Origin of the sequence: Streptomyces sp. NPDC002680 (assembly GCF_042889145.1) — a bacterium.
Lineage (GTDB): Bacteria > Actinomycetota > Actinomycetes > Streptomycetales > Streptomycetaceae > Streptomyces > Streptomyces adonidis.
Genome location: NZ_JBIAQP010000006.1, coordinates 384,743 through 411,300, shown reverse-complemented (window position 1 = coordinate 411,300; position 26,558 = coordinate 384,743). Strand labels below are relative to the sequence as shown.

General features: G+C 70.4%; 24 protein-coding genes and 1 tRNA gene. 13 read left to right on the top strand and 12 right to left on the bottom strand.

Going from position 1 to position 26,558, the window contains the following annotated elements:
• Window positions 1–74: 74 nt before the first annotated feature.
• From ACFYXF_RS18765 to ACFYXF_RS18750, 4 genes are all read right to left on the bottom strand, one after another.
• Window positions 75–788 carry a response regulator gene (locus ACFYXF_RS18765; RefSeq protein ID WP_389350692.1) on the bottom strand — a complete coding sequence of 238 codons (714 nt, stop codon included), beginning with the start codon at window positions 786–788 and terminating at the stop codon, window positions 75–77.
• A 121-nt stretch (window positions 789–909) separates the two neighbouring features.
• Window positions 910–2,916, bottom strand: coding sequence for an FtsX-like permease family protein (locus ACFYXF_RS18760; protein ID WP_389350691.1), 2,007 nt, complete (start codon window positions 2,914–2,916; stop codon window positions 910–912).
• Window positions 2,917–3,441: 525 nt separating this feature from the next.
• Complete coding sequence (locus ACFYXF_RS18755; RefSeq protein ID WP_389350690.1) at window positions 3,442–4,128, bottom strand: ABC transporter ATP-binding protein; 687 nt, start codon at window positions 4,126–4,128, stop codon at window positions 3,442–3,444.
• 41 nt (window positions 4,129–4,169) lie between these two features.
• Window positions 4,170–4,538, bottom strand: coding sequence for a DUF4333 domain-containing protein (locus ACFYXF_RS18750; protein WP_389350689.1), 369 nt, complete (start codon window positions 4,536–4,538; stop codon window positions 4,170–4,172).
• 153 nt (window positions 4,539–4,691) lie between these two features.
• Here ACFYXF_RS18750 and ACFYXF_RS18745 point away from each other — a divergent pair, with 153 nt between their 5' ends.
• The 8 genes from ACFYXF_RS18745 to ACFYXF_RS18710 all read left to right on the top strand — a co-directional run bounded on the left by ACFYXF_RS18745 (window position 4,692) and on the right by ACFYXF_RS18710 (window position 13,059).
• Complete coding sequence (locus ACFYXF_RS18745) at window positions 4,692–5,858, top strand: histidine kinase (RefSeq protein ID WP_389350688.1); 1,167 nt, start codon at window positions 4,692–4,694, stop codon at window positions 5,856–5,858.
• Window positions 5,859–5,952: 94 nt separating this feature from the next.
• The gene (locus ACFYXF_RS18740) at window positions 5,953–6,597 is read left to right on the top strand and encodes a helix-turn-helix domain-containing protein (protein WP_389350687.1); all 645 of its coding nucleotides are present in this window, start codon (window positions 5,953–5,955) and stop codon (window positions 6,595–6,597) included.
• 74 nt (window positions 6,598–6,671) lie between these two features.
• Window positions 6,672–8,006, top strand: a complete 1,335-nt coding sequence (locus tag ACFYXF_RS18735) for a M24 family metallopeptidase (protein WP_389350686.1) — start codon at window positions 6,672–6,674, stop codon at window positions 8,004–8,006.
• Window positions 8,007–8,098: 92 nt separating this feature from the next.
• Window positions 8,099–9,040 (top strand): thiamine pyrophosphate-dependent dehydrogenase E1 component subunit alpha, encoded by a 942-nt coding sequence (locus ACFYXF_RS18730; RefSeq protein WP_389350766.1) that lies wholly within the window; start codon window positions 8,099–8,101, stop codon window positions 9,038–9,040.
• Window positions 9,028–10,041: an alpha-ketoacid dehydrogenase subunit beta gene (locus tag ACFYXF_RS18725; RefSeq protein ID WP_389350685.1), complete on the top strand. Its 1,014-nt coding sequence runs from the start codon at window positions 9,028–9,030 to the stop codon at window positions 10,039–10,041. Before ACFYXF_RS18730 ends, ACFYXF_RS18725 begins: the two co-directional genes overlap by 13 nt.
• Window positions 10,042–10,100: 59 nt before the next feature.
• The gene (locus ACFYXF_RS18720) at window positions 10,101–11,471 is read left to right on the top strand and encodes an amidohydrolase family protein (protein ID WP_389350684.1); all 1,371 of its coding nucleotides are present in this window, start codon (window positions 10,101–10,103) and stop codon (window positions 11,469–11,471) included.
• Window positions 11,468–12,373, top strand: a complete 906-nt coding sequence (locus ACFYXF_RS18715; RefSeq protein WP_389350683.1) for a cupin domain-containing protein — start codon at window positions 11,468–11,470, stop codon at window positions 12,371–12,373. The genes ACFYXF_RS18720 and ACFYXF_RS18715 overlap by 4 nt, the downstream gene beginning before the upstream one ends.
• Window positions 12,370–13,059, top strand: coding sequence for an SDR family NAD(P)-dependent oxidoreductase (locus ACFYXF_RS18710; protein ID WP_389350682.1), 690 nt, complete (start codon window positions 12,370–12,372; stop codon window positions 13,057–13,059). The genes ACFYXF_RS18715 and ACFYXF_RS18710 overlap by 4 nt, the downstream gene beginning before the upstream one ends.
• Before the next feature lie 30 nt (window positions 13,060–13,089).
• On the opposite strand, the gene ACFYXF_RS18705 is transcribed toward ACFYXF_RS18710, so the two are convergent.
• Entirely contained in the window at window positions 13,090–13,572 is a 483-nt protein-coding gene (locus ACFYXF_RS18705; RefSeq protein ID WP_389350681.1) for a Dps family protein, read from the bottom strand.
• Between the two features lie 98 nt (window positions 13,573–13,670).
• Window positions 13,671–14,519, bottom strand: a complete 849-nt coding sequence (locus ACFYXF_RS18700) for an alpha/beta hydrolase (RefSeq protein ID WP_389350680.1) — start codon at window positions 14,517–14,519, stop codon at window positions 13,671–13,673.
• 209 nt (window positions 14,520–14,728) lie between these two features.
• Here ACFYXF_RS18700 and ACFYXF_RS18695 point away from each other — a divergent pair, with 209 nt between their 5' ends.
• Complete coding sequence (locus ACFYXF_RS18695) at window positions 14,729–15,511, top strand: sulfite exporter TauE/SafE family protein (RefSeq protein ID WP_369030924.1); 783 nt, start codon at window positions 14,729–14,731, stop codon at window positions 15,509–15,511.
• Here ACFYXF_RS18695 and ACFYXF_RS18690 read toward each other — a convergent pair whose 3' ends face one another.
• The 4 genes from ACFYXF_RS18690 to ACFYXF_RS18675 form a co-directional block, all read right to left on the bottom strand.
• Window positions 15,512–16,033: a hypothetical protein gene (locus tag ACFYXF_RS18690; RefSeq protein ID WP_389350679.1), complete on the bottom strand. Its 522-nt coding sequence runs from the start codon at window positions 16,031–16,033 to the stop codon at window positions 15,512–15,514.
• 108 nt (window positions 16,034–16,141) lie between these two features.
• Window positions 16,142–18,238, bottom strand: coding sequence for an MDR family MFS transporter (locus tag ACFYXF_RS18685; protein WP_389350678.1), 2,097 nt, complete (start codon window positions 18,236–18,238; stop codon window positions 16,142–16,144).
• A 70-nt stretch (window positions 18,239–18,308) separates the two neighbouring features.
• Window positions 18,309–19,106, bottom strand: a complete 798-nt coding sequence (cobF, locus tag ACFYXF_RS18680; protein WP_389350677.1) for a precorrin-6A synthase (deacetylating) — start codon at window positions 19,104–19,106, stop codon at window positions 18,309–18,311.
• A 47-nt stretch (window positions 19,107–19,153) separates the two neighbouring features.
• The gene (locus tag ACFYXF_RS18675; RefSeq protein ID WP_389350676.1) at window positions 19,154–19,687 is read right to left on the bottom strand and encodes a DUF309 domain-containing protein; all 534 of its coding nucleotides are present in this window, start codon (window positions 19,685–19,687) and stop codon (window positions 19,154–19,156) included.
• 101 nt (window positions 19,688–19,788) lie between these two features.
• On the opposite strand from ACFYXF_RS18675, the gene ACFYXF_RS18670 reads away from it, so the two are divergent.
• Both ACFYXF_RS18670 and ACFYXF_RS18665 read left to right on the top strand, forming a co-directional pair.
• Window positions 19,789–19,862, top strand: a tRNA-Pro gene (locus ACFYXF_RS18670).
• A gap of 727 nt (window positions 19,863–20,589) precedes the next feature.
• Window positions 20,590–21,435 carry a LuxR C-terminal-related transcriptional regulator gene (locus ACFYXF_RS18665; RefSeq protein WP_389350675.1) on the top strand — a complete coding sequence of 282 codons (846 nt, stop codon included), beginning with the start codon at window positions 20,590–20,592 and terminating at the stop codon, window positions 21,433–21,435.
• A gap of 291 nt (window positions 21,436–21,726) precedes the next feature.
• Here the strand turns inward: ACFYXF_RS18665 and ACFYXF_RS18660 are convergent, their stop codons facing one another.
• Window positions 21,727–22,575 (bottom strand): amidohydrolase family protein, encoded by an 849-nt coding sequence (locus tag ACFYXF_RS18660; RefSeq protein ID WP_389350674.1) that lies wholly within the window; start codon window positions 22,573–22,575, stop codon window positions 21,727–21,729.
• Window positions 22,572–23,528: a hypothetical protein gene (locus ACFYXF_RS18655; RefSeq protein ID WP_389350673.1), complete on the bottom strand. Its 957-nt coding sequence runs from the start codon at window positions 23,526–23,528 to the stop codon at window positions 22,572–22,574. Before ACFYXF_RS18655 ends, ACFYXF_RS18660 begins: the two co-directional genes overlap by 4 nt.
• 219 nt (window positions 23,529–23,747) lie before the next feature.
• Here ACFYXF_RS18655 and ACFYXF_RS18650 point away from each other — a divergent pair, with 219 nt between their 5' ends.
• Complete coding sequence (locus ACFYXF_RS18650; RefSeq protein WP_389350672.1) at window positions 23,748–24,611, top strand: DUF1932 domain-containing protein; 864 nt, start codon at window positions 23,748–23,750, stop codon at window positions 24,609–24,611.
• The gene (locus tag ACFYXF_RS18645; protein WP_389350671.1) at window positions 24,608–26,536 is read left to right on the top strand and encodes an NAD(P)/FAD-dependent oxidoreductase; all 1,929 of its coding nucleotides are present in this window, start codon (window positions 24,608–24,610) and stop codon (window positions 26,534–26,536) included. The genes ACFYXF_RS18650 and ACFYXF_RS18645 overlap by 4 nt, the downstream gene beginning before the upstream one ends.
• Window positions 26,537–26,558: the final 22 nt, after the last annotated feature.

The following is a 26,558-nucleotide window of genomic DNA, read 5'->3' as shown; positions in this document are numbered from 1 at the left end:
ATCGTACTTTCAACTCGTCCTGTTTCTGCATAGCCGATCCACGTCGAACGCGCCACATCCGGGGCGCGGGGGCCTCACGCCTCCGGGCGGGCATGCCCGTTCTGCCAGGCCCAGGCCGCGATCTCCACCCGGTTCCGGGCGGCCAGCTTCAACTGCACGCTCGACAGATGCGTCTTGACCGTGGAGAGGGAGACGAACAGGGCGGAGGCGATCTCGGCGTTGGTGTGGCCGAGGGCGACCAGCCGGACCACGTCGAGTTCCCGGTCGGTGAGCGGTTCCTTGAGCGTCGCCGCCGAGACCGGGGGCGGCGAGGCCGCCGGACGGGACTCGGTGGTCTGCGCTCCGGTGATGTGCTCAAGGAGCCGGACCGTGACCGACGGCGACACCAGGGAGTCACCGGCCGCCGCGGCCCGTACCGCCTCCGCGAGCAGGGTGGGCCCCGAGTCCTTGAGCAGGAATCCGCAGGCGCCGCCACGCAGCGCCCCGTACACGTATTCGTCGAGGTCGAAGGTGGTGACCACGACGACCCGCATCGGGTCGGCGACCCCGGGGCCGGCCAGCAGCCGGGTCGCCTCCAGGCCGTCGAGCCTGGGCATCCGGATGTCCAGCAGACATACGTCCGGACGCTCACTGCGGGCCAGCGCCACGGCCTCCTCGCCGTCGGCGGCCTCCGCGACCACGGTGATGTCGGGCTGTGCGTCCAGGAAGAAACGGAAGCCCGTACGGACCATGTCCTGGTCGTCGGCGATCAGGACGCGGATCGGGGGGCTCGGCGGTGCGGGGGTCATGGCTCGATCATGCCTCAGGGGTGGGAGGGGAGCGGAGCGGCGAGTGGTCTGTGGCCGGTGCTCGGTGCTCGGTGCTCTGTGCTCTGTGGTCGGGGGAGGGCGCGGTCCCTCCTCAGTCCGCTCAGTCCGCCGTCTGTGCCGGATCCTGGGTGACCGCCCGCAGCAGTGGCCTGCTCGCTCCGATCGCCGCGAACATGGCCAGCGCGCCCACGGTCACGCACATCGCCAGGGTCACCGCGCCGGACGTGCTGATCGTGCTGTCGAACAGTTTGTTGACCTGGAAGGCGGCGTAGACACCGGCGGCCGTGGTGCCGCCGGCGAGGACGACCAGAGGGAGGACCGTCTCGCGGAACCTGGCCCGGTCGAGGAGCTTCAACGGGGTGCCGGCCAGCCGCAGCAGGGCGTAGACGCGGCGCCGGTCGAGGACGTTCGCGGCGGCGGTCAGCCCTGCGGAGGCGGTCGCGACGAGGAAGCTGACCGCCAGAGCGGCGGTGCCGAGTTCGCCCAGCCGTCCGGTGAAGACCTGGTTCTCGGCGTTGACGTAGGCCTGGGTGTACGGGAGTTGGCCCGGAACCACGTTCGACAGGGCGGTGACCGCGGTGTCGAGCTGCGCTGCTCCGCCGGAGACATGGACCACCACTCCGGGGGTGCTGCTCAGGATCTCGGCGTCGCCGTCGCTCGCGGTGACGGTCGCCTTCACCCCGGCCGCGTGGAGCAGCGTACGGGCCTCGGTGGCGGCGGTGCGGGCCGTGGCTGTGCTTGTGGTGGCTATGGCGACCTGGCCGGGGAAGCGGTAGTCGTCGAGGCCCACGTTGCCCACGGTGAAGAAACCGGCCACGAACCCGGCGAGGACCAGGCCGCTGACGGTACGCCAGGACCCGCGCGGGTCGTCGCTCAGCCGACGTGCCGCCAGCAGGGTCGCCGGACGGCGGGCGAAGCGGGCCGTGATCCGGCCGAGCCGGTCCACGACCCAGGGGCCGAGCAGCCAGAAGGCGCCGTAGAACATGAGCAGCATCGCGAGCTGCTGACCGGAGCCTGTACTGCCCGACGTCGTCGTCACGTAGATGTAGAGCAGGACGGCCACGAAGAGGATCAGGCGGATGAGGTTGGTGCGGCGGGGGTTCGCCTCCTGGGCCACACCCAGCGGCGAGGTCGCCACCTGGCGCAGCGTCAGCATGGCGCTCACGGCGATGAGTCCGGCCACGAACGCCACGATCCCCAGCAGCCAGGGCAGCCCCACCCAGAGCTGGCCGGTGTACCAGGTGCCGATGCCGAACGGGATCTCCGCGAGCGCGGGCAGCAGCAGGCAGTAGGCGAGTGCACCCGCGAGGGCCCCGGCCGCGCCGACGACCGCCGACTCCAGGCCGGTCATCGCGAGGATCTGGCGAGGTGTCGCCCCGGCCAGCCGCAGCGCGGCGAGCCGTTGCTCGCGCCGGGCCGCGCCGAGCCGGCCGGCTGCCGCCGCGAGCACGATCACGGGGACGGCGACGATCGCCACCCCGATCGACACCGCGGGCTTGTCCGACGAGGTGAAGACACTGACCTCGCCGCTGTCGAAGCCGGAGACCACGGCGCGTGCGGTCTGGCCGCCGAACTGGCCGAACATGCCGAGCGGTTCGGCCGCGGTAGAGACCGCGGGGTCGGACGAGGCCCGCCCCACGACGGCCACCAGCTCCTGGGGCGCCCCGAGACCGGCCTCGCCGATCGTGCCGTACGAGGACACCTTGGGGAAGCGGTCGTCGAGTTGCTTCGCCGGTGTCTTGTGCAGCAGGTCGGCCAGGGCGGGCGAGACGTACACCTGCCCCGGCTTCGGGAACCCGGTCAGCCCCGGGGGTGCGGGAGTGGCTTCGCGGCCGGGCAACTGGGCGAGCGACACAACGGTGATGGGCCGGTCGCCGAGGTACGTCGTGCCGAGGGTCTGTACGGCGGTGCCGTGTCGGTCGGGGGCCGGGGTGCGCCAGGCCGTGGCGTGGGCGCGGGTGTCGCTGCCGAAGTAGGCGGCCGTCAGCACCAGCAGGATCAGCGCACCGACGGCCGCGGCACCGGCCGCCAGCAACTGGCTGTGCAGACCGCGCCGACCGGACCGGCGCACGAGAAACCACGTCAACTGTGGGACGGGCGAGGACATTGGGGCTCCGGGAGATTTGGAGGGGAGGGGTGGAGGAGGGTGTGATCGGGCGTGGCGTGCAGGCGTGCAGGCGTGCGGGCGCAGGGCGTGGGATGCGGGGCGCGGTGGGGATGGGAACGGTCGGCGGGCAGAGGGCCGGACGGAGGCAGGGGGGCGTGCTGGAGAGCGGGCCGCCGGCGGGCGAAGGGGCGTGGGGGTACGGGCGGCGGCCCGAGACAGGACAGGAGAGGGCTGACGGTGGGAGGGCGAGGTGGTGGGGATCGCTTGGCCTGCGGGGCATCGGAGTTGCGGGCCGTGGCAGTGGAGGTCGGCAGGGAGCGGGGTGACTGCGGGAGGGAGATGTGGTGGGGTCCGCCGGTCGGGCCGGGTGTCGGAGCGGCAGCCCATGACAGAGGAGACGGGGCGCGGTGACAGCGGGAGGCTGACGTGGCGGGACCGCTTGTCAGGTGGGGCGTCGGCGCAGCGGCTCGTGGCAGAGGTGGACGATAAGGAAGGCGGCGCCTCGCAGGGCCCTGCCCCGTCCGCTCAGGGTGTCACCGTGTACTGCTGGTGGCCCGATATGCGGCCGTCGCGGACCTGGAGGACTCGGTCGCAGTGGGCGGCGACGTCCGGGTCGTGCGTGACCATCACCAGGGAGGCGCCCTGCTCGCGGGTGACCGAGGTCAGGAGCCGGATGACCTCCTCGCTGGTGACCTGGTCCAGCGCGCCGGTCGGCTCGTCGGCGAAGACCACGTCCGGCTGGACCACCAGCGCCCGGGCTATCGCGACGCGCTGGGCCTGACCGCCGGACAGCTGACCGGGGCGGCGCTTCTCCAGGCCGTCGAGGCCGAGCGGGGCGAACCAGCGGCGGGCCAGGGAGACGGACCGGCCGCGGGGCATGCCGTCCAGCATCAGCGGCAGGGCGATGTTCTCCTCGGCGGGCAGTTCGGGCAGCAACTGGCCGAACTGGAACACGAATCCGAACCGCTTGCGGCGCAGCTCGCTCAGCCGGTTCTCGCCCAGGTCGTCGATGCGCTCGCCCTGCAACAGGACCTCGCCGCCGTCCGGCCGGACGACTCCTGCGAGGGTGTGCAGGAGGGTCGACTTTCCGGACCCCGACGGGCCCATGATCGCCAGCGACTCACGGACGCCGACCTCCACGTCGACACCGTGCAGCGCGGTGGTGGAGCCGTACTTCTTGGTGAGGCCGCGACCGGCCAGGACAGTGCTCATGATCTGCATCCGCTCGTTTCTCGTTGGTCTCTCGTCGCTGCTCAGCGCTCGAACTTCCAGGTCACGGAGGTGTCCGTCGCTTTCACGACGGTGACCGGTATGTCGATGTCCTTGCCTTTGCCGGTGCGGCCCGTGCATGTGATGCTCGCGCCGGTCACGGCTTTCAGACCGGTCGGGCAGGAGACGCCGGAGACCTTCGTGCCCACCCAGGGGAGCGGGTGGAACTTGCTCTCGGCGCGGCCCGCGACGATCTTGGCCGACAGCGCCTTGTGACCGTCCACCGTCACCGTCGTGTACTTGTCCAACGACGTCGTCGACTCGGTACCCGCGATCAGATGGGTGCCGACGCCGGCCAGGGCGACCGCGGCGGTCGCACCGCCGATCACGCTGATGAGGGCCTTGCGCTGCATGTCGTACTCCTGAATGTGGGACCGGGCGGGAAGTGGCTCCACTCTCTCCCGCGGGCCCGGGCGCGCGCCTCGGCCGTCCGGCCATCCTTCACGGACCGCTCCTCGACCATTCGGCCGATCCTGCCGCCGCCGTCCGCGCATACGGTGATCCGCATGACATCGGATTCGCCCCGCAGCTGTGTCCGGGGCTTCGTCACCACGCTCCTGGTCCTGGCCGCGGGCGTGGATCTGCTCAGCGCCAACGAGAGTGGCTACGAGGTCTGGCCCACGGCGGTTGTCCTGGCCATCGGGCTCGCCGCTCTGCTGTGGCCGGCGGGCCGGCGCCCCGACTGGTTCACCCCGCAGCTCCGCACAGGCGTTCCGGCCGTCGCCTCGCTGCTGTTCACGGCCGGTTCGGTGGTGCTGGACGAGCAGGCCCCGTTCGGCCCGGGCGAGTCGGCGATTCTGCTGAGTCTGCTGTTCATCGCGGTCCGGCGCTGCCCTCAGCCCTGGGCCGTCGTCTGCGGGGTTCTGAACGGCGCCGCGCTGCTCGCGTCCCCCGCGCGCTTCTACCAGCACGACGAGTCCGGCTTGCTGGGATTCATGCTGATCGCCCTCGTCCTGGTCGGCCTCGTCGCCGGTCTGGCCGGGTATCTGCGGGCGCTGGACTACCGGCGGAACATGGCGATCAACGCGACGCGGCGCTCGGAACGGGTGGCGATCGCCGCCGACCTGCACGACTTCGTCGCCCACCATGTCACCGGCATCCTCGTCCAGACCCAGATGGCCCGCATGATGGCGACGACCCAGCCGGAGGACCTCGACACCGTCCTCGCGGGCATAGAACGCGCGGCGACGGAAGCCCTGGCGTCCATGCGCCGGACCGTCGGCGTGCTGCGCGACACCGGCCCGGACGCCGCCGACCGCAGACCCGTCGGCGACCTGGCCGGTATCGCGGAGCTGACGGACGGCTTCGCGAGCCCGCTCCAGCACGTCACCCTGGACCGCGACCCCGCCGTGCCGGACGACCTCCCGCACGAGGTGCAGGCCGCAGCGTTCCGGGTGGTGCAGGAAGCGCTGACGAACGTACGACGGCACGCGGCCGACGCCACCGAGATCACCGTCCGGCTCAGCCACGACGGCCGCCGACTGGAGGTCGCCGTGACCAACGACGGCAGGGGCGGCACCCAGCTCCCGGCCGCCGCGCACGGTGGCGGCTTCGGCCTGGTCGGCCTCACGGAACGCGTCACGGCCCTCGGCGGAGATCTGCGCGCCGGGCCACTGGCCGGACACGTGGAGGGGTGGGAGGTACGGGCGCTGTTCCCGACGGGGAAGGCGTGACGTGGTGGAGTTCTCTGGTGGCACGGCCGAGATCTGCTGTTCAATAACACTGCACACCGCTGACAGACACCACTGACAATGGGAGGAGCCGCCCGTGCCATCCGCCGGCGTGCCGCCCGTAGGGGCGCGGCTCCGGCAGGCGCGCCTCGAACGGGGGATGAGCCTGCGGGGGCTCGCGCGCGAGATCGGGGTCTCCGCCAGCCTCGTCTCCCAGATCGAGACCGGCAAGAGCCAGCCGTCCGTCAGCACTCTGTACGCGATCACCACGGCCCTCGCGATCTCCGTCGAGTCCCTCTTCGACACGCCCGCGGAAGCTGTCCAGGAGTCCCCGCTGGTCGCCGGCGCCACTGTCATGCATGCCCTCGCCGCCTTCGCCGCCGACCCCGGCCGGCGGATCGGGCCGCTGGTGGGAGCGGGTGAGCGGGAGACGATCGAGCTGGACTCGGGCGTGGTGTGGGAGCGGCTCGGGCATGTCCCGGGTACGGATGTCGACTTCCTGCTGGTGACCTACCGCCCCGGTGGTTCCTCGTCGAGCAGCGGCGGGCTGATGCGGCACGCGGGCACCGAGTACGGCTATCTGACCTCGGGCGAGCTGGTCCTCACCCTCGGTTTCGACGAACACACCCTGCGTCCCGGCGACGCCGTGTGCTTCGAGTCGACGACCCCCCATCGGTACCGCAACGACAGCGCGGAACCGGCCGTCGGCGTGTGGTTCGTGTTCAGCCAGAACAGTTCCTGACATCGAACAGACTGTTCAGTAATAGTTGACACTCGGGCCGTCGAGTCGTTCACTCCGAAGTGGGGGTGGTCGCCATGGCGATCCGCACTTACGGACCCAATGCCGTCGACTGGGAACAGCGCGTCGACCTGGACCGGCTGCGCAGGGAGCGGCTGGCCAGGCTCCACCAGGCCCTGAACCGATCCGAGCTGGGCGCGGTCCTCAGCTTCGACTTCGCCAACATCCGCTACATGACGTCCACCCACATCGGTACGTGGGCCATGGACAAGCTGATCCGCTTCGCGCTGCTGGTGCGCGGCGGTGAACCGGTCCTCTGGGACTTCGGCTCGGCCGCCCGCCATCACCAGCTCTACAACCCCTGGCTCGACTACAGCGACGGCAAGGACGGCCCGCCCACCGGCGCCCGCGCCGGCATCTCCACCCTGCGCGGAGCCTTCCACCCGGACGCGGGTATCGCCGAGGACGTGGCCCGCAAGATCGCCGGCGAGCTGCGCGCCCACGGTCTCGCGAACGAGCCGCTCGGCGTCGACCTCGCCGAGATGCCGATCCTGATGGCCCTGCGCGCCGAGGGCATCGACGTCGTCGACGGCCAGCAGGTCTTCCTCCAGGCCCGCCGCACCAAGACCCCGGACGAGATCTCCCTGCTCACCCAGGCCTGCGCGATGGTCGACGCGGCCTACGAGGAGCTGTACGGCTATCTGCGCCCCGGCGTCCGCGAGAACGAGTGCGTCGGACTCGTCAGCAAGGTGCTGTACGACCTCGGCAGCGAGTACGTCGAAGGCGTCAACGCCATCTCCGGGGAACGCTGTTCACCGCACCCGCACGTCTACAGCGACCGCCTGATCCGCCCCGGCGACCCAGCCTTCTTCGACATCCTGCACAGCCACCTCGGCTACCGCACCTGCTACTACCGTACGTTCGCCGTCGGCAGTGCCTCCGGCGCCCAGCGCGACGCCTACGTCCGCTGCCGGGAGTACATGGACGAGGCCATCGCCCTGGTCCGGCCGGGCGCGACCACCGCCGACATCGTCCAAGTGTGGCCGCGCGCCGAGGAGTTCGGCTTCCCGGACGAGACCGCGGCCTTCGCGCTCCAGTACGGCCACGGGGTCGGCCTGTCCATCTGGGAGAAGCCCATCTTCAGCCGTCTCGTCTCCCTCGACCACCCCGAAGTCCTCGAAGAGGGCATGGTGTTCGCCCTGGAGACCTACTGGCCGGCCTCCGACGGCTGGACGGCGGCACGCATCGAGGAGGAGATCGTCGTCACCGCCGACGGCTGCGAGGTCATCACCAAGTTCCCGGCCGAGGAACTCCTGGTGGCGGGCCGCAAGTACTGGACGGTCGGCGGCGAACTCAACACCCGCCGCGAAGCCCAGTCCCACCTCAACACCCCTAGGAACGGGAGCGGTTGATGGACACCAGGGACACCAGGGACACCAGGGACACCGGGGATGCCGAGGTCACCACCGTCACCGGTGACGAACTCCTCGCCCTCTACGAGCAGATGGCCGTCATCCGCCGTACGGAGAAGGCGGCCCACGACCTCTTCCTGTCGGGGCTGGTCAAGGGCACCACCCATCTCGCCGCAGGCCACGAGGCGATCGCCGTCGGTGCGAGCGCAGCCCTGCGCGACGACGACTACGTCTTCGCCACCTACCGGGGTCACCACCACGCCCTCGCGCGCGGCGCCACCCCCGAGGAGTGCCTCGCCGAACTGATGAGCCGCGCGACCGGACTCTGCGGGGCCAAGGGCGGCTCCATGCACCTCACCAAGGCCTCCGCCGGCATGCTCGGCTCGTACGCCATCGTCGGCGCCCATCTCCCCATGGCCGTCGGCGCCGCCTGGTCGGCCAGACTGCGCGGCACCGATCAGGTGGCCGTCGCCTTCTTCGGCGACGGCGCGACCAACATCGGCGCCTTCCACGAGGCCCTCAACCTGGCCGCCGTATGGAAGCTGCCCGTGCTGTTCATCTGCGAGAACAACCTGTACATGGAGTACACGGCGATCGCGGACGTCACGGCGGTGCCCCGCCCGGCCGCCGACCGTGCCCCGGCGTACGGCATTCCGGGCGAGGTCGTCGACGGCAACGACGTGGTGCTGGTCCGGGAGGCGGTGGACCGGCTCGCCCGGCGGGCCCGGGCAGGAGACGGGCCCGCCCTCCTGGAGGCCGAGACCTACCGCCACTACGGACACAGCCGCGCCGACCCGGCCACCTACCGGCCCGCCGAGGAAGTCGAACGCTGGCTCAAGCACGACCCGTTGGACCTCGCGCGGGGTCGGCTCACCGAGCTGGGTGTGCCGGTCGAGACGATCGCCGCCGCCGACGAGCGGGCAACTGCGGTCGTACGGGACGCGGTTGAGGCCGCGAAGGCGGCGCCCGCGCCCGATCCGGCCGAGGCGCTGACCGACGTATGGGCGGACGGAGGTGCGGCATGGCGGACCTGACGGAGGCTCAAGAAGCTTCCGCACAGCGGCAGATCACCTATCGCGAAGCCGTCGCCGAGGGCATCGCGCGGGAGATGCGGCGTGATCCGGCGGTCGTGTGCCTCGGGGAGGACATCGGCGAGGCCGGCGGAGTGTTCAAGACGACCGCCGGGCTGTTCAAGGAGTTCGGGCCAGAGCGGGTGTGGGACACGCCCATCTCCGAACAGGCCATCGTGGGCGCCGCGATGGGCGCCGCCATGACCGGGATGCGGCCCGTCGCCGAGATCATGTTCTCGGACTTCCTGGCCTGTTGCTGGGACTACCTCGCCAACGAGATACCGAAAGTACGGTATATGACGGGTGGTCAGGTGACCGTGCCGCTCGTCGTCCGCACCGCGAACGGCGGTGGGCTCGGCTTCGGCGCGCAGCACTCGCAGGCCACCGAGAACTGGGCGTTCACCGTGCCCGGACTGAAGATCGCGGCACCCTCGACACCCGCCGACGTCGTCGGCATGATGGCGGCCGCCATTCGCAGCGACGACCCCGTGGTCTTCTTCGAGCACAAGGGGCTCTTCGCGAGCAAGGGCCCGCCCGCGCCACCGGACCATGTGGTGGAACTGGGCAAGGCGGCCGTCGTCCGCGAGGGCACCGACATCACGCTCGTGGCCCTCGCCTCGATGGTCCCGGTCGCGCTGGCCGCCGCCGAACGGCTGGTCACGGAGGGTGTCGACGCGGAGGTCGTCGACCTGCGCTGCCTGGTGCCGCTGGACGTCAGCACCGTGCTCGCCTCGCTGGGGAAGACCTCCCGACTTACGATTGTCGAGGAGAACCCCTACCAGGGCGGATGGGGCGCGACGCTCGCGTCCGTCGTCGCCGACGAGGGGTTCGGACTGCTCGACGCGCCGGTGCGGCGGGTGGCGGGGGAGTGCGTCCCGCTGCCGTTCGCCGATGCGCTGGAGGAGCGCGTCATCCCCACCGTGGACAAGGTCGTGACGGCTGTCCGCGCCCTCTCGGCCTACTGAGACCGCCTACTGAGATCGGCTACTGGAATCCGTACCAACTCTCCATGGGAGGAAGGGCGATGACCGATCGTCTGCTTCTGCGCTCCGGCCATGTGATCTCCATGGACCCCGACATCGGGGAACTGCCCCAGGGCGACGTCCTGATCGAGGGCGGGAGGATCGTCGCGGTCGAGCGCGAGATCAGCGCGGACGCCGACGTGCTGGACATGACGGGCCGCATCGTGATCCCCGGCTTCGTCGACACCCACCGCCACACCTGGGAGGCGCCGATCCGCGGCTGCGCCCCCGACGCCACCCTCGACGACTACTTCGTGGACGTCCTCGACACCTTCGCCCCCCTCTACACCCCCGAGGACGTGTACGCGGGCAACCTCGCGGGCGCCCTGGAATGCCTGAACGCCGGCATCACCACGCTCGTCGACTGGTCCCACATCAACAACACACCCGAGCACCCGGACGCAGCCGTAAAGGCCCTCACGGAGACGGGAATCCGCGCCCAGTACGCCTACGGCAGCGCCAACACCTCCCTCGCCGACTACTGGTTCGAGAGCAAGATCGCGATACCGGGCGACGACGTACGCCGCATCCGCTCGAACCACTTCACCTCCGACGGCGGCCTGTTGACGATGGCGCTGGCCACGCGCGGCCCCGGCTTCTGCACCAACGACGTCGTCACCGCCGAATGGGCCCTCGCCCGCGAACTGGACATCCCGATCACCGTGCACGTCGCCATGGGCCGGCTCGCGGGCCGCTTCGGCATGGTGAAGCAGCTCCACGAACTGGGCCTGCTGGGCGCCGACACCACCTACATCCACTGCTGCTACCTCAGCGAGGACGAGTGGCGGATGGTCGCCGACAGCGGCGGTACGGTGTCGATCGCGCCGCAGGTCGAGACGCAGATGGGGCACGGCTGGCCGCCCGTCATGAAGGCGATCGAGCACGGACTGCGGCCGTCGCTCAGCATCGACGTCGTCACCACCGTGCCCGGCGACATGTTCACCCAGATCCGCGCGGCCTTCGGCGCCGAACGCGCCCGCGTGAACGCCGACTCCTGGCAGGCCGATGTCCCCGTCCCCGCAACGATGTTGACGGCACGTCAGATGCTGGAGCTGGCCACGGTCAACGGCGCCCATGTCGCGGGCCTCGAAGACCGCACCGGCTCCCTGACCCCCGGCAAACGCGCTGACGTCGTCGCACTCGACGCGACGGCCCTGAACATGGCGCCGGTCCATGACGCGACCGCCGCGGTGACCCTGTCGGCGGACGTGTCCAACGTAGAGATGGTCGTCGTCGACGGCGTCGTCCTCAAGCGTGACGGCAAGCTGCTCGCCGACACAGGACGGGCCCGGCGGCTCGTCGAGGAGTCCCGCGACCGGCTGCTGGCCGCGAAGGCGGAACACGCGGCGAAGGCGGCGAGGAACGGGGCATGACGGACTTCGTGGTGCGGTACGCGGCGGACGCGCCGCAACTCCCGTACGACAGCGGCGGGTTCAGGCGCCGCACGGTCATCGGCGAGGAGGACGGGAGCGTCCACACCGGCTTCGGGCTGTGCGAGATACGGCCGGACGGGGCCGTGGGCGCCCATGTGCACTCGTACGAGGAGAGCTTCCATGTGCTCGACGGGAGCGTGATTCTCGATGTGCCCGAGGGCTCGTACCTTCTGGAGGAGGGCGACTACGGGCTCCTCCCGACGGGCGTGCCGCACGCCTGGCGCGGTGGCAACTCCGATGGGGCGGGCGCCCGTTGGGCCGACATGCTCGCGCCAGTGCCGCGCGCCCGCTACGGACACGACACCTGGGCCGTGCCCGCGCTGCCGGAGCGGGAGCCGGTGCGGATCGACGTACGGGACCCGCGCACCCGGTCGTTCGGCCACTTCGAGCCCGCTCAAATGGACCCCGGCAAGCAGTCCCAGGATCTCCTGGACGTGTCGGCGAGCATGCGCACCGCGCTGCTCGTCTACAGCGGGATCACCGTGAAGATGATGGTCGACAGCGACCTGGGCGCGGTCGCGTCGACGATGTTCATGGTGCAGTACGCGCCCGACGGCGTAGCCGGAACGCACGACCACCCCTTCGAGGAGACGTACTTGATCCTCGAAGGGGTGGTGGACGCCACCTTCGACGGCGAACGCTTCCGCCTGCGCCCCGGCGACACGGCCTGGGCGGGCGCCGGTTGTGTGCACGGCTTCACCAACGCCGGTGACGGGCCCGTCCGTTGGCTGGAGACACAGGCCCCGCAGCCACCGCCGCGCCACTCCTACCGGTTCACCCGGGACTGGGACCACCTGAAGGACGTACTGGGAAACGCGGGCGACGGGGAGGAACGGGCATGAGCAGTGTGGTCGTTGTCGGCGGTACGTCCGGTATCGGCCGCGAGTTCGCCCGTGCCCGCGCCGAACGTGGCGACGAGGTCGTCCTCACCGGCCGCGATGCCGATCGCGCCGGCACGGTGGCCAAGGAGATCGGCGCCCGGGGTCTGGCCCTCGACCTCTCGCGGCCCCGGGACATCGCCGCCGCACTCGCCGACGTGGAGCGGGTCGACCATCTCGTCCTCGCGGGCGTCTCGCGCGACGAGAACCGGGTCACCTCGTACGACATCGACGCGGCCCTTCACCTCGTCACGCTCAAACTCGTCGGTTACACCGAGGTCGTGCACACCCTGCGCCCGCGTCTCCATGACGCCGGCGCCATCGTGGTGTTCGGCGGCCAGGCCAAGGAGCGGCCGTACCCGGGTGCGACCACCGTGGCGACCGTCAACGCCGGTGTGACCGGCCTCGTCCGTACCCTCGCGGTCGAACTCGCGCCGATCCGGGTCAATGCCCTGCACCCGGGGGTCGTCGGCGACAGCCCGTACTGGCGGAACAAACCCGCGGAGGTGCTGGAGGGCCTGCGCGCCAGTACCCCCACCGGCCAACTCGCCACGATGGCCGACGTGGTGGACGCCGTGGACTTCCTGCTGCGCAACCGGTCAGTCAACGCGATCGACCTGAGTGTGGACGGGGGCTGGCTGTTGGGGTGAGCGTGTCCGACAAGTCCGAAGAGAAGTGGGTCAGTTGGCGTGCTGCACGTTCTCCGCTTCGAACATCCACCTCTGCTTCTCCAGTTCGGCCGTGATGCCGATCAGCAGGTCCTGGGTCACCGGGTCGGCCTTCTCCGTCGCCTCGATGCGCTCGCGCAGACGGCCGATCGCCGTCGCCAGCGCGTCGACGAGGAGCTGCACGACCTCCGTGTCCTGCAGCCAGCCGTCCTTGGGGTCCTGGAACGGAAGGGACGAGGCGATGGTCTCGGGGCGGCCGTCCGGCGGCACACCGAGCGCCGCCGAGCGCTCCGCGACGGTGTCGGAGAACCCGCGGGCCGCCGTCACGACCTCGTCGAGCTGCAGATGGATCGAACGGAACCTCGGCCCCACGATGTTCCAGTGGGCCTGCTTCCCGATCAGCGACAGCGCCAGCAGATCCACCAGGGTCCCTTGCAGGGCGTCACCGGTTGTCCGGCGCTCCGGCTCGGGCAGGCTGCTCTTCACGACCGTCATGGGGTGCTCCTCCTTGCTCGTGATGCGGTGGTCCGGATTTCCGCCACCGGACACTCCATGGGGAGGCGGGTTCCCAGGACGATCGGGTGGAAACGCGATCACCCGGCCCGGGCGGCGAGCACCCGGTCCACGAAGGCGGTGACCTCGGCGAAGATCGCCATCCTGTCCGTCTCCAGGAAGACGTCGTGCCGGGCGCCCGGGAAGATCCGTTCGGTCCAGTCGGTGCCGCGCAGTTCCTCGACGCCGACGCGGCTCCCGGCGAGCGGGACGAGCCGGTCGTCGTCGCCGTGCAGCCACAGCAGCGGCAGCGGTCCGATGTCGCCGCTCTTCGCCACGGTCTCCAGCGTCCGTACGAACGCCTCCAGCGTCGGCCGCTGCATCGGACCGTGCCAGACCAGCGGGTCCGCCGCGTACGCCGCCCGGACCGCGGGGTCGCGGGAGAGCGCGGCCGGGCTGATGGGCCGGTCGGGGATCTCGTCGAGGGCGAGCAGCCGTCCGGGGAGGTCCCAGTTGCCGAGCACAGGCGCGGAGAGCACGAGAGCGGCCAGTTCACCGCGGTACCTCTGTGCGAAACGGGCCGCGACGAGGCCGCCGGTGGAGTGGCCGATCAGGACGACCGGTACGCCGGGGTGGGCGGCCCGGGCCCGACCGGCGACGGTGTGCAGATCGGTGACGACGTCCTCGAAGTCGTCGATCACCGCCCGCTCGCCCGCCGACCTGCCGTGCCCCTGGTGATCGGGGCCGAGGACGGTCGCGCCGTGGGCCACGAGGACGTCGGCGAGTTCCTCGTAGCGGCCCATGTGTTCGGTGTACCCGTGGGAGAGGAGGGCGAGGTAGCGGGGCGGTTCGAGCGCGGGTTCGGAATCACTCAGGGGCGGGCGAGGCCATTCGCGGACGGTGATCGCACCTCTGGTGCCGGTGAGGACGTACTCGCGGAACTCGGCCATGGCTCCTCCGGCTGCGTCGTGGACGGGGTGGGGGGAAGGGGTGCGCGCAAGGGTGTGGCTGGATCTTCCCAGGGGTGGGGCGGCCGGTCCACGGTGACGCGTCGGCCACCGTCGGTCGTCGAACTCGGACAGGGCCGCGTGGGGCAGGGGTCACCTGACGAGACGCTCCTTACGGCGGCCAGTTCGGTGGGCATAGCATCGGTCTCCGCATGAACACGATGACGCTCTGGCACATAACGCACTGGGAGTTCGCCGCGCTGGCCGCCGCGGCGCTGCTCGTCGGCTTCTCCAAGACCGCCGTCAGCGGGGCCAACACGGTCAGCCTGGCGATCTTCGCGGCCGTCCTGCCCGCCCGCGAGTCCACCGGCGTACTGCTGCCGATCCTGATCGCGGGGGACGTCCTCGCCGTCCTGACCTACCGGAGACACGCCCACTGGCCGACGCTGTGGCGGCTGTTTCCGGCGGTCGCGGTGGGCGTGGTCGTCGGCACGGTGTTCCTGGTGTGGGCGGACGACGAGGTCGTACGGACCTCGATCGGGGCGATCCTGCTGCTGATGGCCGGGGTGACGGTGTGGCGCCGACGCCGGGCGGAGGCGGAAGCGGAGGAGGACGACCCGGACGCGGTCAGCACACCGGCCGGCCGCATCAAGGCCCGCTCGTACGGCGTCCTCGGCGGCTTCACGACGATGGTCGCCAACGCGGGCGGCCCGGTCATGTCGATGTACCTCCTGTCGGCCGGCTTCCGAAAGCTCGGCTTCCTGGGCACATCGGCGTTCTTCTTCCTGATCGTCAACGTCTCGAAGGTCCCCTTCAGCGCGGGCCTGGGCCTGATCGACGGCCACTCCCTGCTCCTTGACGCCGCACTCGTGGTGTTCGTGATCCCCGGGGCGTTCATCGGCAAATGGGCTGTGAACCGAATCAACCAGCGGTTGTTCGAACAGTTGGTGATCGCGGCGACGGTGGTGGGCGGGGCGCAACTGCTGCTGCGCTGATCAGCGGGGGCTCGGGTGGCGGCTTGTGTTGACCGTTGCCTGGATGCGGTCGGCGGCGCGCAGTATCTCGTCCCGGTTCTTTGCGCTTTTGATCCATAGCGGCAGCCTGGCGACCAGGGTCATCTTCTGACCGGTGTCGTACCAAGGGGCCCGCTCGCGCAGGGAGGCAGCGACGAACTGCCTGATGTGAACGAGGTGCTCGAGGTTGTATGCCCACAGCCATCCGTGGCGGGTCTCCGTCTGCAGCCAAAGCGGGATGTCGAAGTAGGGGTCGCGCGCCGGGGCTGCCGTGCTGCCCGAGAAACTGACCGACCGGCCGGACCACGTACGGGACAGCCCGCAGCCGGTGCACACGAGACGCCGCGGCGCGAACAACACCGACGAGGCATCCAGGCCCGGCTCGTGCGGGTTCCGCTGGACACGCGCCGTCCGGTCACAACGCGGGCAGCGCACCAGCACTGAGCCGATGAAGTCGTACATCGTGCTGCGGGGATCGCGGAAGCGGACCGGGGCCGGGGACATGACAGGAGTATGGCTGTCGCCCGGGCGACGGGGCACCTGGATTGTCGAGGCGACGGCCTCCCACAGCCGGACATCCGACACCTGGCCGTGGCTCGCCGTTGCTCCCAGCTAGGAACCGGACGTCCCTCCACCTGCACTCGAACCCGCCAGCGCCGCAGGCCGGCTGGGCAAGCCGCTGCTCAGGTCCTCCACCAGGAGGCGCTTGGCGATCGTGTCCACTGCGCTGCGCAGGTCCTCGCCCGACGGGTGGCCCAGGTCCTGTTCCACCCGGCCGGCCAGCCAGGTGCCCCATGCCGTGGCGATCACCTGTGCCTCGCGGGTGCCCGCCTCCGTGTGGGAGAAGAAGTTGCCCGTGCGGGTCAGATAGCCCTCCTCCACCATGCGGTCGAAGACCGGGACGAGTACCTCGGGCGGCATGTGGCGGCGGGCGGCGATCAGGCCCAGGCCCGCGTGGCCGACCATGCGGGTGAACAGTTCGACCTGCATCACGGCCCAGGCGCCCGCGATGTCGAGCCGGGTGTCGGAGTCGCTGACGATCCGGCGTGCGGTGTCCAGGTCCGTACTGCCGATGATCTTTCCGACGGAGGCTTCGAGCAGGCGCCGCGAGTCCGCCGTAGACGGCTTCGCGAAGGCGTCGCCCATGTCCGTCGACGCCATGCGGGCGCTGTCGCGCAGCTGGACCTGTTTCAGGAACAGGGCGACGACGAAGCCGACCAGCGCGACCGGCACGGTCCACAGGAAGACGGTCTGGATGGTGTCCGCGTATGAGTGGATGATCGGCTCGGCCGCCTCGGGGGGCAGGTTGTGCAGGCCCTCCGGGCTGGTCGCCGCCTTGGTGATGGTGGCCGTGTCCGCCGTGCCCGTGCGCGCCGCTTCCGCGATGCCCTCGGAGAGGTTCGGGGTCAGAGAGTTGGTGTAGATCGTGCCGAAGACGGCCGTACCGAACGAGCTGCCCAGCGTACGGAAGAAGGTGACGCCGGAGGTCGCGGTGCCCAGGTCGGCGTACTCGACGGTGTTCTGCACGGCGATCGTCAGCACCTGCATGCTCAGGCCGATACCGGTGCCCAGGACGAACATGTAGAGCGAGGCCAGCCAGGTGCTCGTCGACGCGTCCATGAGGGAGAGGAGATACAGGCCCACGCCCATCACCGCCGAGCCGATGATCGGGAAAAGGCGGTACTGGCCGGTCTTGCTGACCACGTTGCCGCTGAAGACGGACGCGATCAGCAGGCCGAGGACCATGGGGAGGGTCCGTACGCCGGAGACCGTCGCCGAGTCGCCGTCCACGTACTGGAGGAACGTCGGCAGGTATGTCATCGCGCCGAGCATCGCGAAGCCGACGATGAAGCTGAGGATCGAGCAGACCGTGAAGACGGGGTTGGCGAACAGCCGCATCGGCAGCGTCGGTTCGGCCGCGCGGGACTCGGCCCAGCAGAACAGGCCGAGCGAGACGGCGCCGCCGACGAACAGCGCGATGATGACGCCGGAACCCCACGCGTACTCGGTGCCGCCCCAACTCGTCGCCAGGATCAGCGCGCTGGCGCCGATCGCCACGAACGCGATGCCCAGATAGTCGATGACCGGCCGCACCGCCGACTTCACCACCGGGATGGTGCGGGCCGCCGCGATCACCACGACGATCGCGATCGGCACGTTGACGTAGAACGCCCAGCGCCAGGTCAGATGGTCGGTGAACAGACCGCCGAGCAACGGCCCGATGACCGTCGCCACCCCGAACACGGCCCCGATCGCGCCCTGGTACTTGCCGCGTTCCCGCAGCGGGATCACATCCGCGATCAGGGCCATCGCCGTGACCATCAGCCCGCCCGCGCCGACGCCCTGCATGGCCCGCCAGACGATCAGCAGCGTCATGTTCGTGGCGAGCCCGCACAGGAACGAACCGGTGATGAAGACGATCGCCGAGACCTGGAAGACCACCTTGCGGCCGAACAGATCGCCGAACTTGCCGACGAGCACCGTAGCCACGGTCTCCGCCAGCAGATACGACGTCACCACCCACGACATGTGCTCGGCACCGCCCAGGTCCGACACGATCGTCGGCAGGGCCGTGCCGACGATCGTCTGGTCCAGGGCCGCCAGCAGCATGCCGAGCATGATCGTGACGAAGACGACGTTGCGGCGACGAGAGTCCAGCACGGGTGGTTGTGCGGCGGCGGGCGGTGCGGTGTCCTCGGCGACTGTCACGAGGTCACAATCACACCGGTGGTGCACCCGTGCAAGGGGTGGCGGTCCGCTCGGGCGCCGCCGCCCACGGCTACTCCGGGTAAGGGTTCCCGGGCGGGCGACCCCCGGGATTCCGCCGCAGCAGATACGTGTCCATGATCCAGCCCTTGCGCTCCCGGGCCTCCGCGCGCAGCCGCTCGATACGCGGACCGGCCTCGGCGATCGGCCCGGAGACCAGGATCTCGTCCGGGGTGCCTATGTAGGCGCCCCAGTAGATGTCGATGTCCTCACCGGCGTACTCCCGGAAGGCCTGATGCGCGTCGAGCATCACCACCACGTCGTCGACACCCGCCGGAAAACCCTCGGCCAGCCGCCGCCCGGTGGTGATCTGCACAGGCCGCGCGACCCGGTTGAGCCCGGTGCGGTGCCGGGCCACGAGCGCCGAGACACTGCTGATGCCGGGCACGACGTCGTACTCGAACTCCACCGCGCCCCGCCCGAGGATCTCCTCCAGAATCCCGAGCGTGCTGTCGTACAGAGACGGATCGCCCCACACCAGGAACGCCCCGCTCTCGTCCGTGCCGAGTTCTGCCGAGATCAGCCGCTCGTAGATCTCCGCCCGGGCGCTGCGCCAGTCCCCGACGGCAGGGGCGTACGCGCCGCCCCCGGCCGTCCGGTCCCGGTCCGGGTCGCGCGCCTCGACCAGGCGGTACGTCCCTTCCGGCACATGTGTGTCGAGCAGCTGCCGACGCAGCCCGACCAGGTCGGACTTGGCCTCGCCCTTGTCCAGGACGAAGAACACGTCGGTGCTCCGCAGCGCCCTGACCGCTTGCAGGGTGAGCTGGTCGGGGTCGCCCGCGCCGATACCGATGACATGAATCTTCCGCACGCCCCGAGTCTGCCCCACCCCACTGACAACGCGGCGGTCGCCCCTGCTCAGCCGCCGGCCGTACCGCCCGACAGACGCGGCGCCCGGGCCCCCGCGTCGACGGCGACGGCGTCCCGCTCCACCTCCGCGGCCAGCTCCCGTGCCCAGGCCACGACCCCGGCGAGGTCCATCCCGTACGGTTGCGGCCGCGCGTCCCCGGCCGCCCACTCCTCGACCGCACCGGCCCCGCGCCGCAGCAGCCGCACCCCGCCGGTGACGTTCCCGCGCGCGGTGTGCGTGAGCCCGACGGCCAGCTGCGCGAGCCCCCGCCACAGGCCCCGGTCCTGAGCCGGCCCCGACTTCCAGGCGTCCTCGAAGACCTCGTGCGCGTGGAACGGCTTCCCCGCGTCCAGCAGCGCCTGGGCCTCGGCGACGGTCTCCTCGGGACGGCGTACGACGCCCTCGGGCTGCCGGTCCACCCCGTGCTCGCCGTACGGCAACGGGCGCCCGAGCCCGTCCCGGGGCCGGGCGTTGCGCGCCCGCCCCTCCTCGTCCCGATCCCGACCGCTCACTGCTGCCCGACGCTCCGCTGCACTGCCCATACACCGATTGTCGCGCGGATCCCACCGCCTTCGGGGCAGCCCCTGACGTGGGGTAAAGTTCTGCTCGCGTGATCACGCGGGGCAACCGCGGGTGGACGCACCGGGACGTGGCGCAGCTTGGTAGCGCACTTGACTGGGGGTCAAGGGGTCGCAGGTTCAAATCCTGTCGTCCCGACTTTGCGAAGTCGCATCTCAGGGGCCGTTTTGGAGAAGATCCGAAGCGGCCCCTCGGTCATTCATGGGGACCCCTCGGGGGACCGGCGTACTTTCCTTTCCTCGCGGGTGGACGCCCGCGCGGCCGCGTCCAGTGGGGCTGTTCGGGCTACCAGGACTGCTTCGTCCGAACGAGATCGAACCGGCTCCGGCTCTCACTCGTGTACCACGCGTCAGCGCAGCGGAAGCGGGAGAAGAACGGGAGGAAGCGGATGGTGGCGCCGTGGTCCCGCACGTGGGACGAGCAGAGAACGACCGGCGGGATGCTCAACCGGTCCTTGGGCGAGGAACGGCGGAGCCCTCCTCGCCCCCGCCCGACGGCTCACGAACGACCGCGCCTCGAAGGCCCGACCCCCATGCGGCCCGACCGTGCGGCACAGCACGACCGCGACCGGCGGACCGTACGTCCGCTCACCACCGCCACGCGTGGCTGTACCACCTGTACCACCAGGGTTTCCGCGAGTCTCTCTCCGTAGCCGCGGACTGCCGCCCTCCGCTTCCGTGCTGCCTTCGCAGAGGCAGCGGTGGGGTGTGCTTCGGGCGTGTCGGCGGCGGGGCCCGCAAGGGGGCGGCCCGGTGATGACATGCCCGTGACGCGCGCATCGAGATACGCCCTGTCCCAGCGGACAGAGACCGGCAACGGCGCCGGGAGCAATGCCCGACGCACCCTGCGTTCGTAAGGAGTTGCCATGTCGCAAACCCCGCTCCGGACCGAGTGGCCGTTCGGTCCGGTCAAGGCCACGAGGCCGGCCGCCGGCCAGGACGTTTCGACCTCCGACCCCGCGGCGCGGCGCACGGCGCTGCCTCACGGGACACGACGCGGTGGCATGGTCCAGCGCGTCGATTCGACCGTCGTGGTGGGCATAGCCGACCACGAGGTGCTGGTACGAGACGGCATCCGGGCGGCGTTCGAGCGGGCCCACGGCATCGACGTCGTCGCGGACACGGGCGACGAGAGTGCCACGATCGAGATGACGCTGCGCCACCGGCTCGGCGTGCTGCTGATCGACAGCCGCATGGCGGGCACACGCGGGGCCTGGGTCACGCGCACCGTGCGCCGGCTGTCCCCCTCGACGGCGGTGGTGGTGCTCGCGTCCTCGCCGGGCGGTGGCCACCTCGACCGTGTCCTGCGGGCCGGTGTCGCCGGCTGCCTGCTCAAGAGCGGCGACCCGCAGGACCTGGTCGCTGCGGTACGGGTGGTGGCCACGGGGGGAGCGGTCCTGTACCCGGAGGCCGCCAGGCGCGTCCTCGACAGCGTCGCCCGGATCGACACCGAACGCGTCGAGCGGGCGCGTGAACTCATCGGCGGCCTCACCTCGCGGGAGCGCGAGGTCCTGGCGCTCGTCGCCCAGGGCATGGCGAACAGCGAGATCGGACGCGCGCTGCACCTGAGCGAGGGGGGCGTGAAGGCTCACATAAGCCGTCTGCTGACCAAGCTCGGCTGCGGGAACCGCGTGCGCGCCGCCCTCATCGCCAGGGACGCGGGGCTCACCGAGGGCCTCGTGGTTGACCCTGCTTGCCGACGGCCGGATTGATCCCCTTCGGCCCGGGTCCGTCCGGGCCGAGTTCAGCAAGGCCGCGTTGTACAGGTGGCATTCATCAAGGCCGCATCTTCCGGGCCGAGTTCGCCAACACCGCCTCTTCCAGGTGCAGTTCGCCAAGACGACATCATCCAGGCCGAGTTCGCGAACACCCCGTCGTCCAGGCGGAGTTCATTCGACACCGGAGGAGCCGAGCGGGAGGCCACAGGCCCGCCTCCCCACGGCGAATCCCTCGGCCCCGACAGGCCGTTCGTGGAGACCCGCCCGGCGAGCCGTGACCGCAGCTCAGGGCCCGGATGGATCGGCCGGCCAGTCCAGCCAGTCCAGGACCGCGTCTCCCATGATCCAGCGGAGGTCGTCCGGGCTCAGGAACGACAGGGCGTCGGTGAACAACTCGACGTTCTCGCGGTAGGGACACGGCAGCCGGGTCCAGTCGCTGCCCCAGAGCATCCGGCGCGGGCCGAAGGCGTCGAACACACGCTCCAGGGGTTCGTGGAGGTCGTGGAACGGAAAGGGCAGCCGCGAATGACAGGGCATCGCGGTGGCCTTGACCGCGACCCGTGGATGCCGCGAGAGCGCGATCAGGTCCGTGAGGTGTGCGAACGCCTCGGGGGTCTTGGCGTCCACCGGTACGGCCAGGTGGTCGACGATCAGGCGCAGGTCGGGGAAGCGCCGGGCGACCTTTCCCAGCGCCGCGCTCATGCCGGGTGCGTAGACCATGACCGGCAGCGCGGCGGCGTTCGCCGCGGTCCAGAACCAGTCCAGGTCGCCGGCCCGGAACCGGGCCCGCCACGGGTCGCGGTGCAGGGTGAGCCGGACGCCCAGGCTGCCCGGGCGGTCCCGCCAGCGGGCCAGCGGCCCGGTGTTCGCGGGGCCGGTCAGCGGGACACGGCCCATCACCGCCAGCCGGTAGGGATGCCGTGCCGCGGCCGCCCACGCCAGATCGTTGCGGTCGCCCTCCCAGGACGGCGGCACGAGAACCGCGCGGTGGACCCCGGCCGCGTCGAGCACCGCGAGGGTCTCGCGCGCCGTGACCGGTCCGGCGCGGTGGGCGGTCGCCGCACCTCCGGCCGGCCACGGCCTGGCTGGTGTGTCGGCGCTCCAGATGTGGACCTGTGCGTCGACCAGCCTCATACGGCCGCGGGCACGCAGCGCTGCGGTGACAGATCGCTGATGTACTTCGCCTCGATGCCCGATCTGGTCAGGTACTCCATGCACAGCGCGACGCGCTGGACGCGCTGCCGGACGGTGTTCTCGTTGACCGGGTCGTGCGGGTGGGACTGGGCGCTCGCTCCGATCTTCAGCATCATCGGCGCGCAGATCTGCACCAGTTCGGGCACCTCGTAGAAGCGGATGAAGCCGCCCTTGCTGCCGTAGACGTCCGTCGGCAGGTCGATGGTCAGCTCCGGGGAGCCCCGCCGGATCTCCTGGAGCACGCCGAGCCCGAGGTCGTGGGTGGTGGTGACGCTGTCCGCGCCGTTCTCCGCGTAGATCCGCGAGGTCATCGGGTTCGACACGATGCAGTGCGAGGACGCCTTGAGCATGAGGTCGGCGGGCAGTTCACCGGCCGCGCGCATGTCCGACAGCAGCCTGATGACGCCGAGGTCGTACGCGATCAGGCCGCGGCAGCCCAGTTCGGTCAGTCGGTACGCCTCCTCGACGCTCTGCGCGATCGCGTCGTTGTTGTTGATCCGCCGGCCCTGGGAGGCACCGAATCCGCCGCGGTAGAAGGCCGCCTTGCGGTCGTACTCCGGGCGTGGGCCGAGTGCGAACAGCATGCCGACGCCGTTGACCCGGCACAGTTGGAGCATGTCCTCGACCTCGGAGTCGGACAGCAGCATCGCGCCGAGCGTCTCGTTGAAGCGGGTGACCGGCAGTCCCTCGGCCTGGAGCAGGCGGAGCGTCGCGTCGAGCACCTTGAAGCTGTTGACGACCGGGATCTCGACGCCGTAGTGCCCGCCGTCCGCGAACTCCGCTCCGGAGGGCTTGAGTTCGATCTCGTCGCTGTACGGCAGGCCGTTGTCCATCAGGTATTGGCGGGCCTTTGACGCCCCGCGGGTGACGGCGGATCCGAAATCGATCGACATGTTTTCCCCTTCTGGACCTGACGTGACTGTTATTGCGATCCGACGCTAGCGGTGACGCCCGGCCCTGCACGGAATCCGGCGGATCTGTAGCCGAATTTCCGCCCCGCGCAGGTTTCCGGGTATCCGAAGGATTCAGAACAAGGATTCAGAATATCGGTATCTGTTTTCGTGCCATGTACTCGTAGACGCAACGGACTTCGGCCCATGAGGAGGGCACGGATGAGCCATTCCCATACCGCGACGGTCGGCCTGCTGCACCCCGGCCGGATGGGCGGCGGCTTCGGCGGCGCGCTGGCCGGAGCGGGCCATCGGGTGCTGTGGTGCAGGGCGGACCGAAGCGCCGCCACGGTACGGCGGGCCGAGGAGTTCGGCCTGGAAGCCGTGGACGACCTCGCCCGACTCGCCGCGGACAGTGACGTGATCGTCTCGATCTGCCCGCCGCACGGTGCGCCGCAGGTCGCCGCGGCGGTCGCCGGGGCCGGATTCCGGGGTCTGTTCCTGGACGCCAACGGCACGACCCGTGACGTGCTGCTCGAACTGGCCGGAAAACTCTCGGCGGCGGACATCCGCGTCGTCGACGGCTGCGTCATCGGGCCCTGTCCCCAGGACGCTCCGGGTGTGCGGCTGCATCTCGCAGGCGACACGGAAGATGTCGCCCGGATCATCTCGCTGTTCGAGAGGACCGGGATTCAGGCGCTGGACACCGGCGGTCCGCTCGGTGCCGCCTCGGCCCTCAAGACGTCGTACGCCACATATCAGAAAGTCGCCTACGTGTTGGCGGGCATCGCATTCGCCTACGCGGACGCCCACGGAGTCGTCGAACCGCTCATAGAGGAGGCATCGTTGACAACCCGTTCGCCTTTGACCGAAATACTCGAGGACGGAATGCTGCCCAGCGTCGCGGCACGCGCCTGGCGGTGGGGGCCCGAACTCGCGCGGTGCGCCGACGCCCTGCGCGAGGAGAAGCTCCCGGGCGACCTCGCCGATGCCGCGGCGCGCGTGCTGGAGCGCTGGTCCCCGGTCCGTGACGCGTTCGACGGGGACCCCCGCCGTGCCCTCGACCTGCTGGGCGGGCGGCTGTGAGCGCGCCGCAGGCGCCCGAGCGCGCGGAGGCCGTGGTCGTCGGGGCCGGACTGATCGGTATGTTCACCGCCCTGTCGCTGGCCCAGCGGGGCATCGACGTCGTACTGATCGACGACATCGTCAACCAGAGGCACAGCTTCAAGGTCGGCGAGTCGTTCCTGGTGTCCACGGCGCTGCCGCGCACCATCGGCCGGCTCGACAAGTTCCTCGACGAGGAGTGCTTCGTCAAGCTCGGGGTCTGGTTCACCGAGGGCATGGAGGGCGCCGAGAGCTTCGCCCCGCGCAGTGAGTGGAGCATCGCGCCGCTCAGCGAGCACACCCTCACCCAGCAGTCCGAGGACCACCGGGACCACTACCTCTTCAAGAGTGCCGAGGACAAACTGTGGTTCCGCTGCCTCGCCGTGGACCAGCAGATCGTGCGCCCCGAGGCCGAGGACGAGATCCGAGCCACGGTCCGTGAGCACCCGCGCATCCGCTTCCTCGACAGCGCACGCGTCGTGGACGTACAGGTCGAGGCGGACGCTCCGAACACCGTGTCCTGGGCCGACCGCGGCGCCTCGGCCACCGGACAGGTGGTCGCCGACTGGATCGTGGACTGCTCGGGGCGCAACCGGATGCTCGCGCGCAAGTTCGGCCACGCGATCGAGAAGGAGGTCATCGCGCAGGACGGATTCCAGACCACCTCCGTCTGGGGGCAGTTCACCGACATCACCGACGAACAGTTCGCGCCGGTCTGGGAGTACCAGGACGCGAACGGCGGCTCGACCCCGCGTGACAAGTACACCGTCCACCTGTGGGGCGAGGGCTACTGGATCTGGGTCATCCGCCTGTCCAAGGACCGCATCAGCGTCGGCGTCATCTTCGACCAGCGCGTCCCGCTGGCCGGCGGCACGCCCCGCGAGCAGTTCTTCGGCCTGATCGACCGCTATCCGGTGCTGCGCGAGGTGCTGACCGAGGAGCGGCTGCTGGAGTTCCGGATGTACCGCAACACCCAGTACCTGACCGACACGTTCGTCCACCCGCACGGCTACGGCATGGTCGGCGACTCCTCCTCGATCATCGACGCCTACTACAGCCAGGGCATCGGCCTCTCCTGCCAGCAGCTCTGGCACCTCACGAACGTCATCGAGGCGCACGTGCACGGCGGCACGCTCGAACGCGCGTACATCGACCGGATCAACCGCAACGCGCGGCAGGACTGGCTGATGATCCGCAACATGCTGCGCGAGAAGTTCACCCCCGCCATCCAGGACCCGCGCTACTTCCTGCTCACGCATCTGATGGACCTGGTCGTGCTCTGGTCGACCGGCACCGCGCGCTCGGACTTCGCCACCTGGCTGGTGCGCACCGACGGCGAGACGAAGCGCGAGGGCCCGCGCGAAGGACGGTTGCGCCGCCGGCTGAGCAAGCGCCTGTTCTACAGCAGTTCCCAGCCATGGGCCTGGCTGCCGCCGGAGACGGTGCAACGCGTCCAGTCGCACCTGCAACGGAAGATCGCCGAACGGGCCCGGTGGCGGCTGGAACACGGCAGCGAGGTCCCCGGCTTCCACTGCCAGATCTCGATCGCGCGTCCGCTGCCGCGGCTGTGGCGTGTGTTCACGTCCGGCGCGAAGGGCGTGGTGGACGTCTCGCCGCTCGATCAGATCGCGCCCGCGGCGATACGCCGTCCCTCCTCGCGTCGCCCTCTGACGCACCGGATTCCGATGAGCGTCAACACGCGTCTGAGATGGGTTCTCAACCTGCGTACCCACGGGGTCATCGGCATCCTCGCGTACGGATACCTGCTGGACGCGGCGGACACGGCGGTACGCAAGGCCCGCTACCGTTTCTCGGGCCGCCGCCCGGTCCCGGTCCAGGCCCCCGTCGCCGACGCGGCCGAGGAGTCCGCCGACGCACTCCCACCGACCGCCACGACGCCCTCATGACGGTCTGACCCGACCGGGGCAG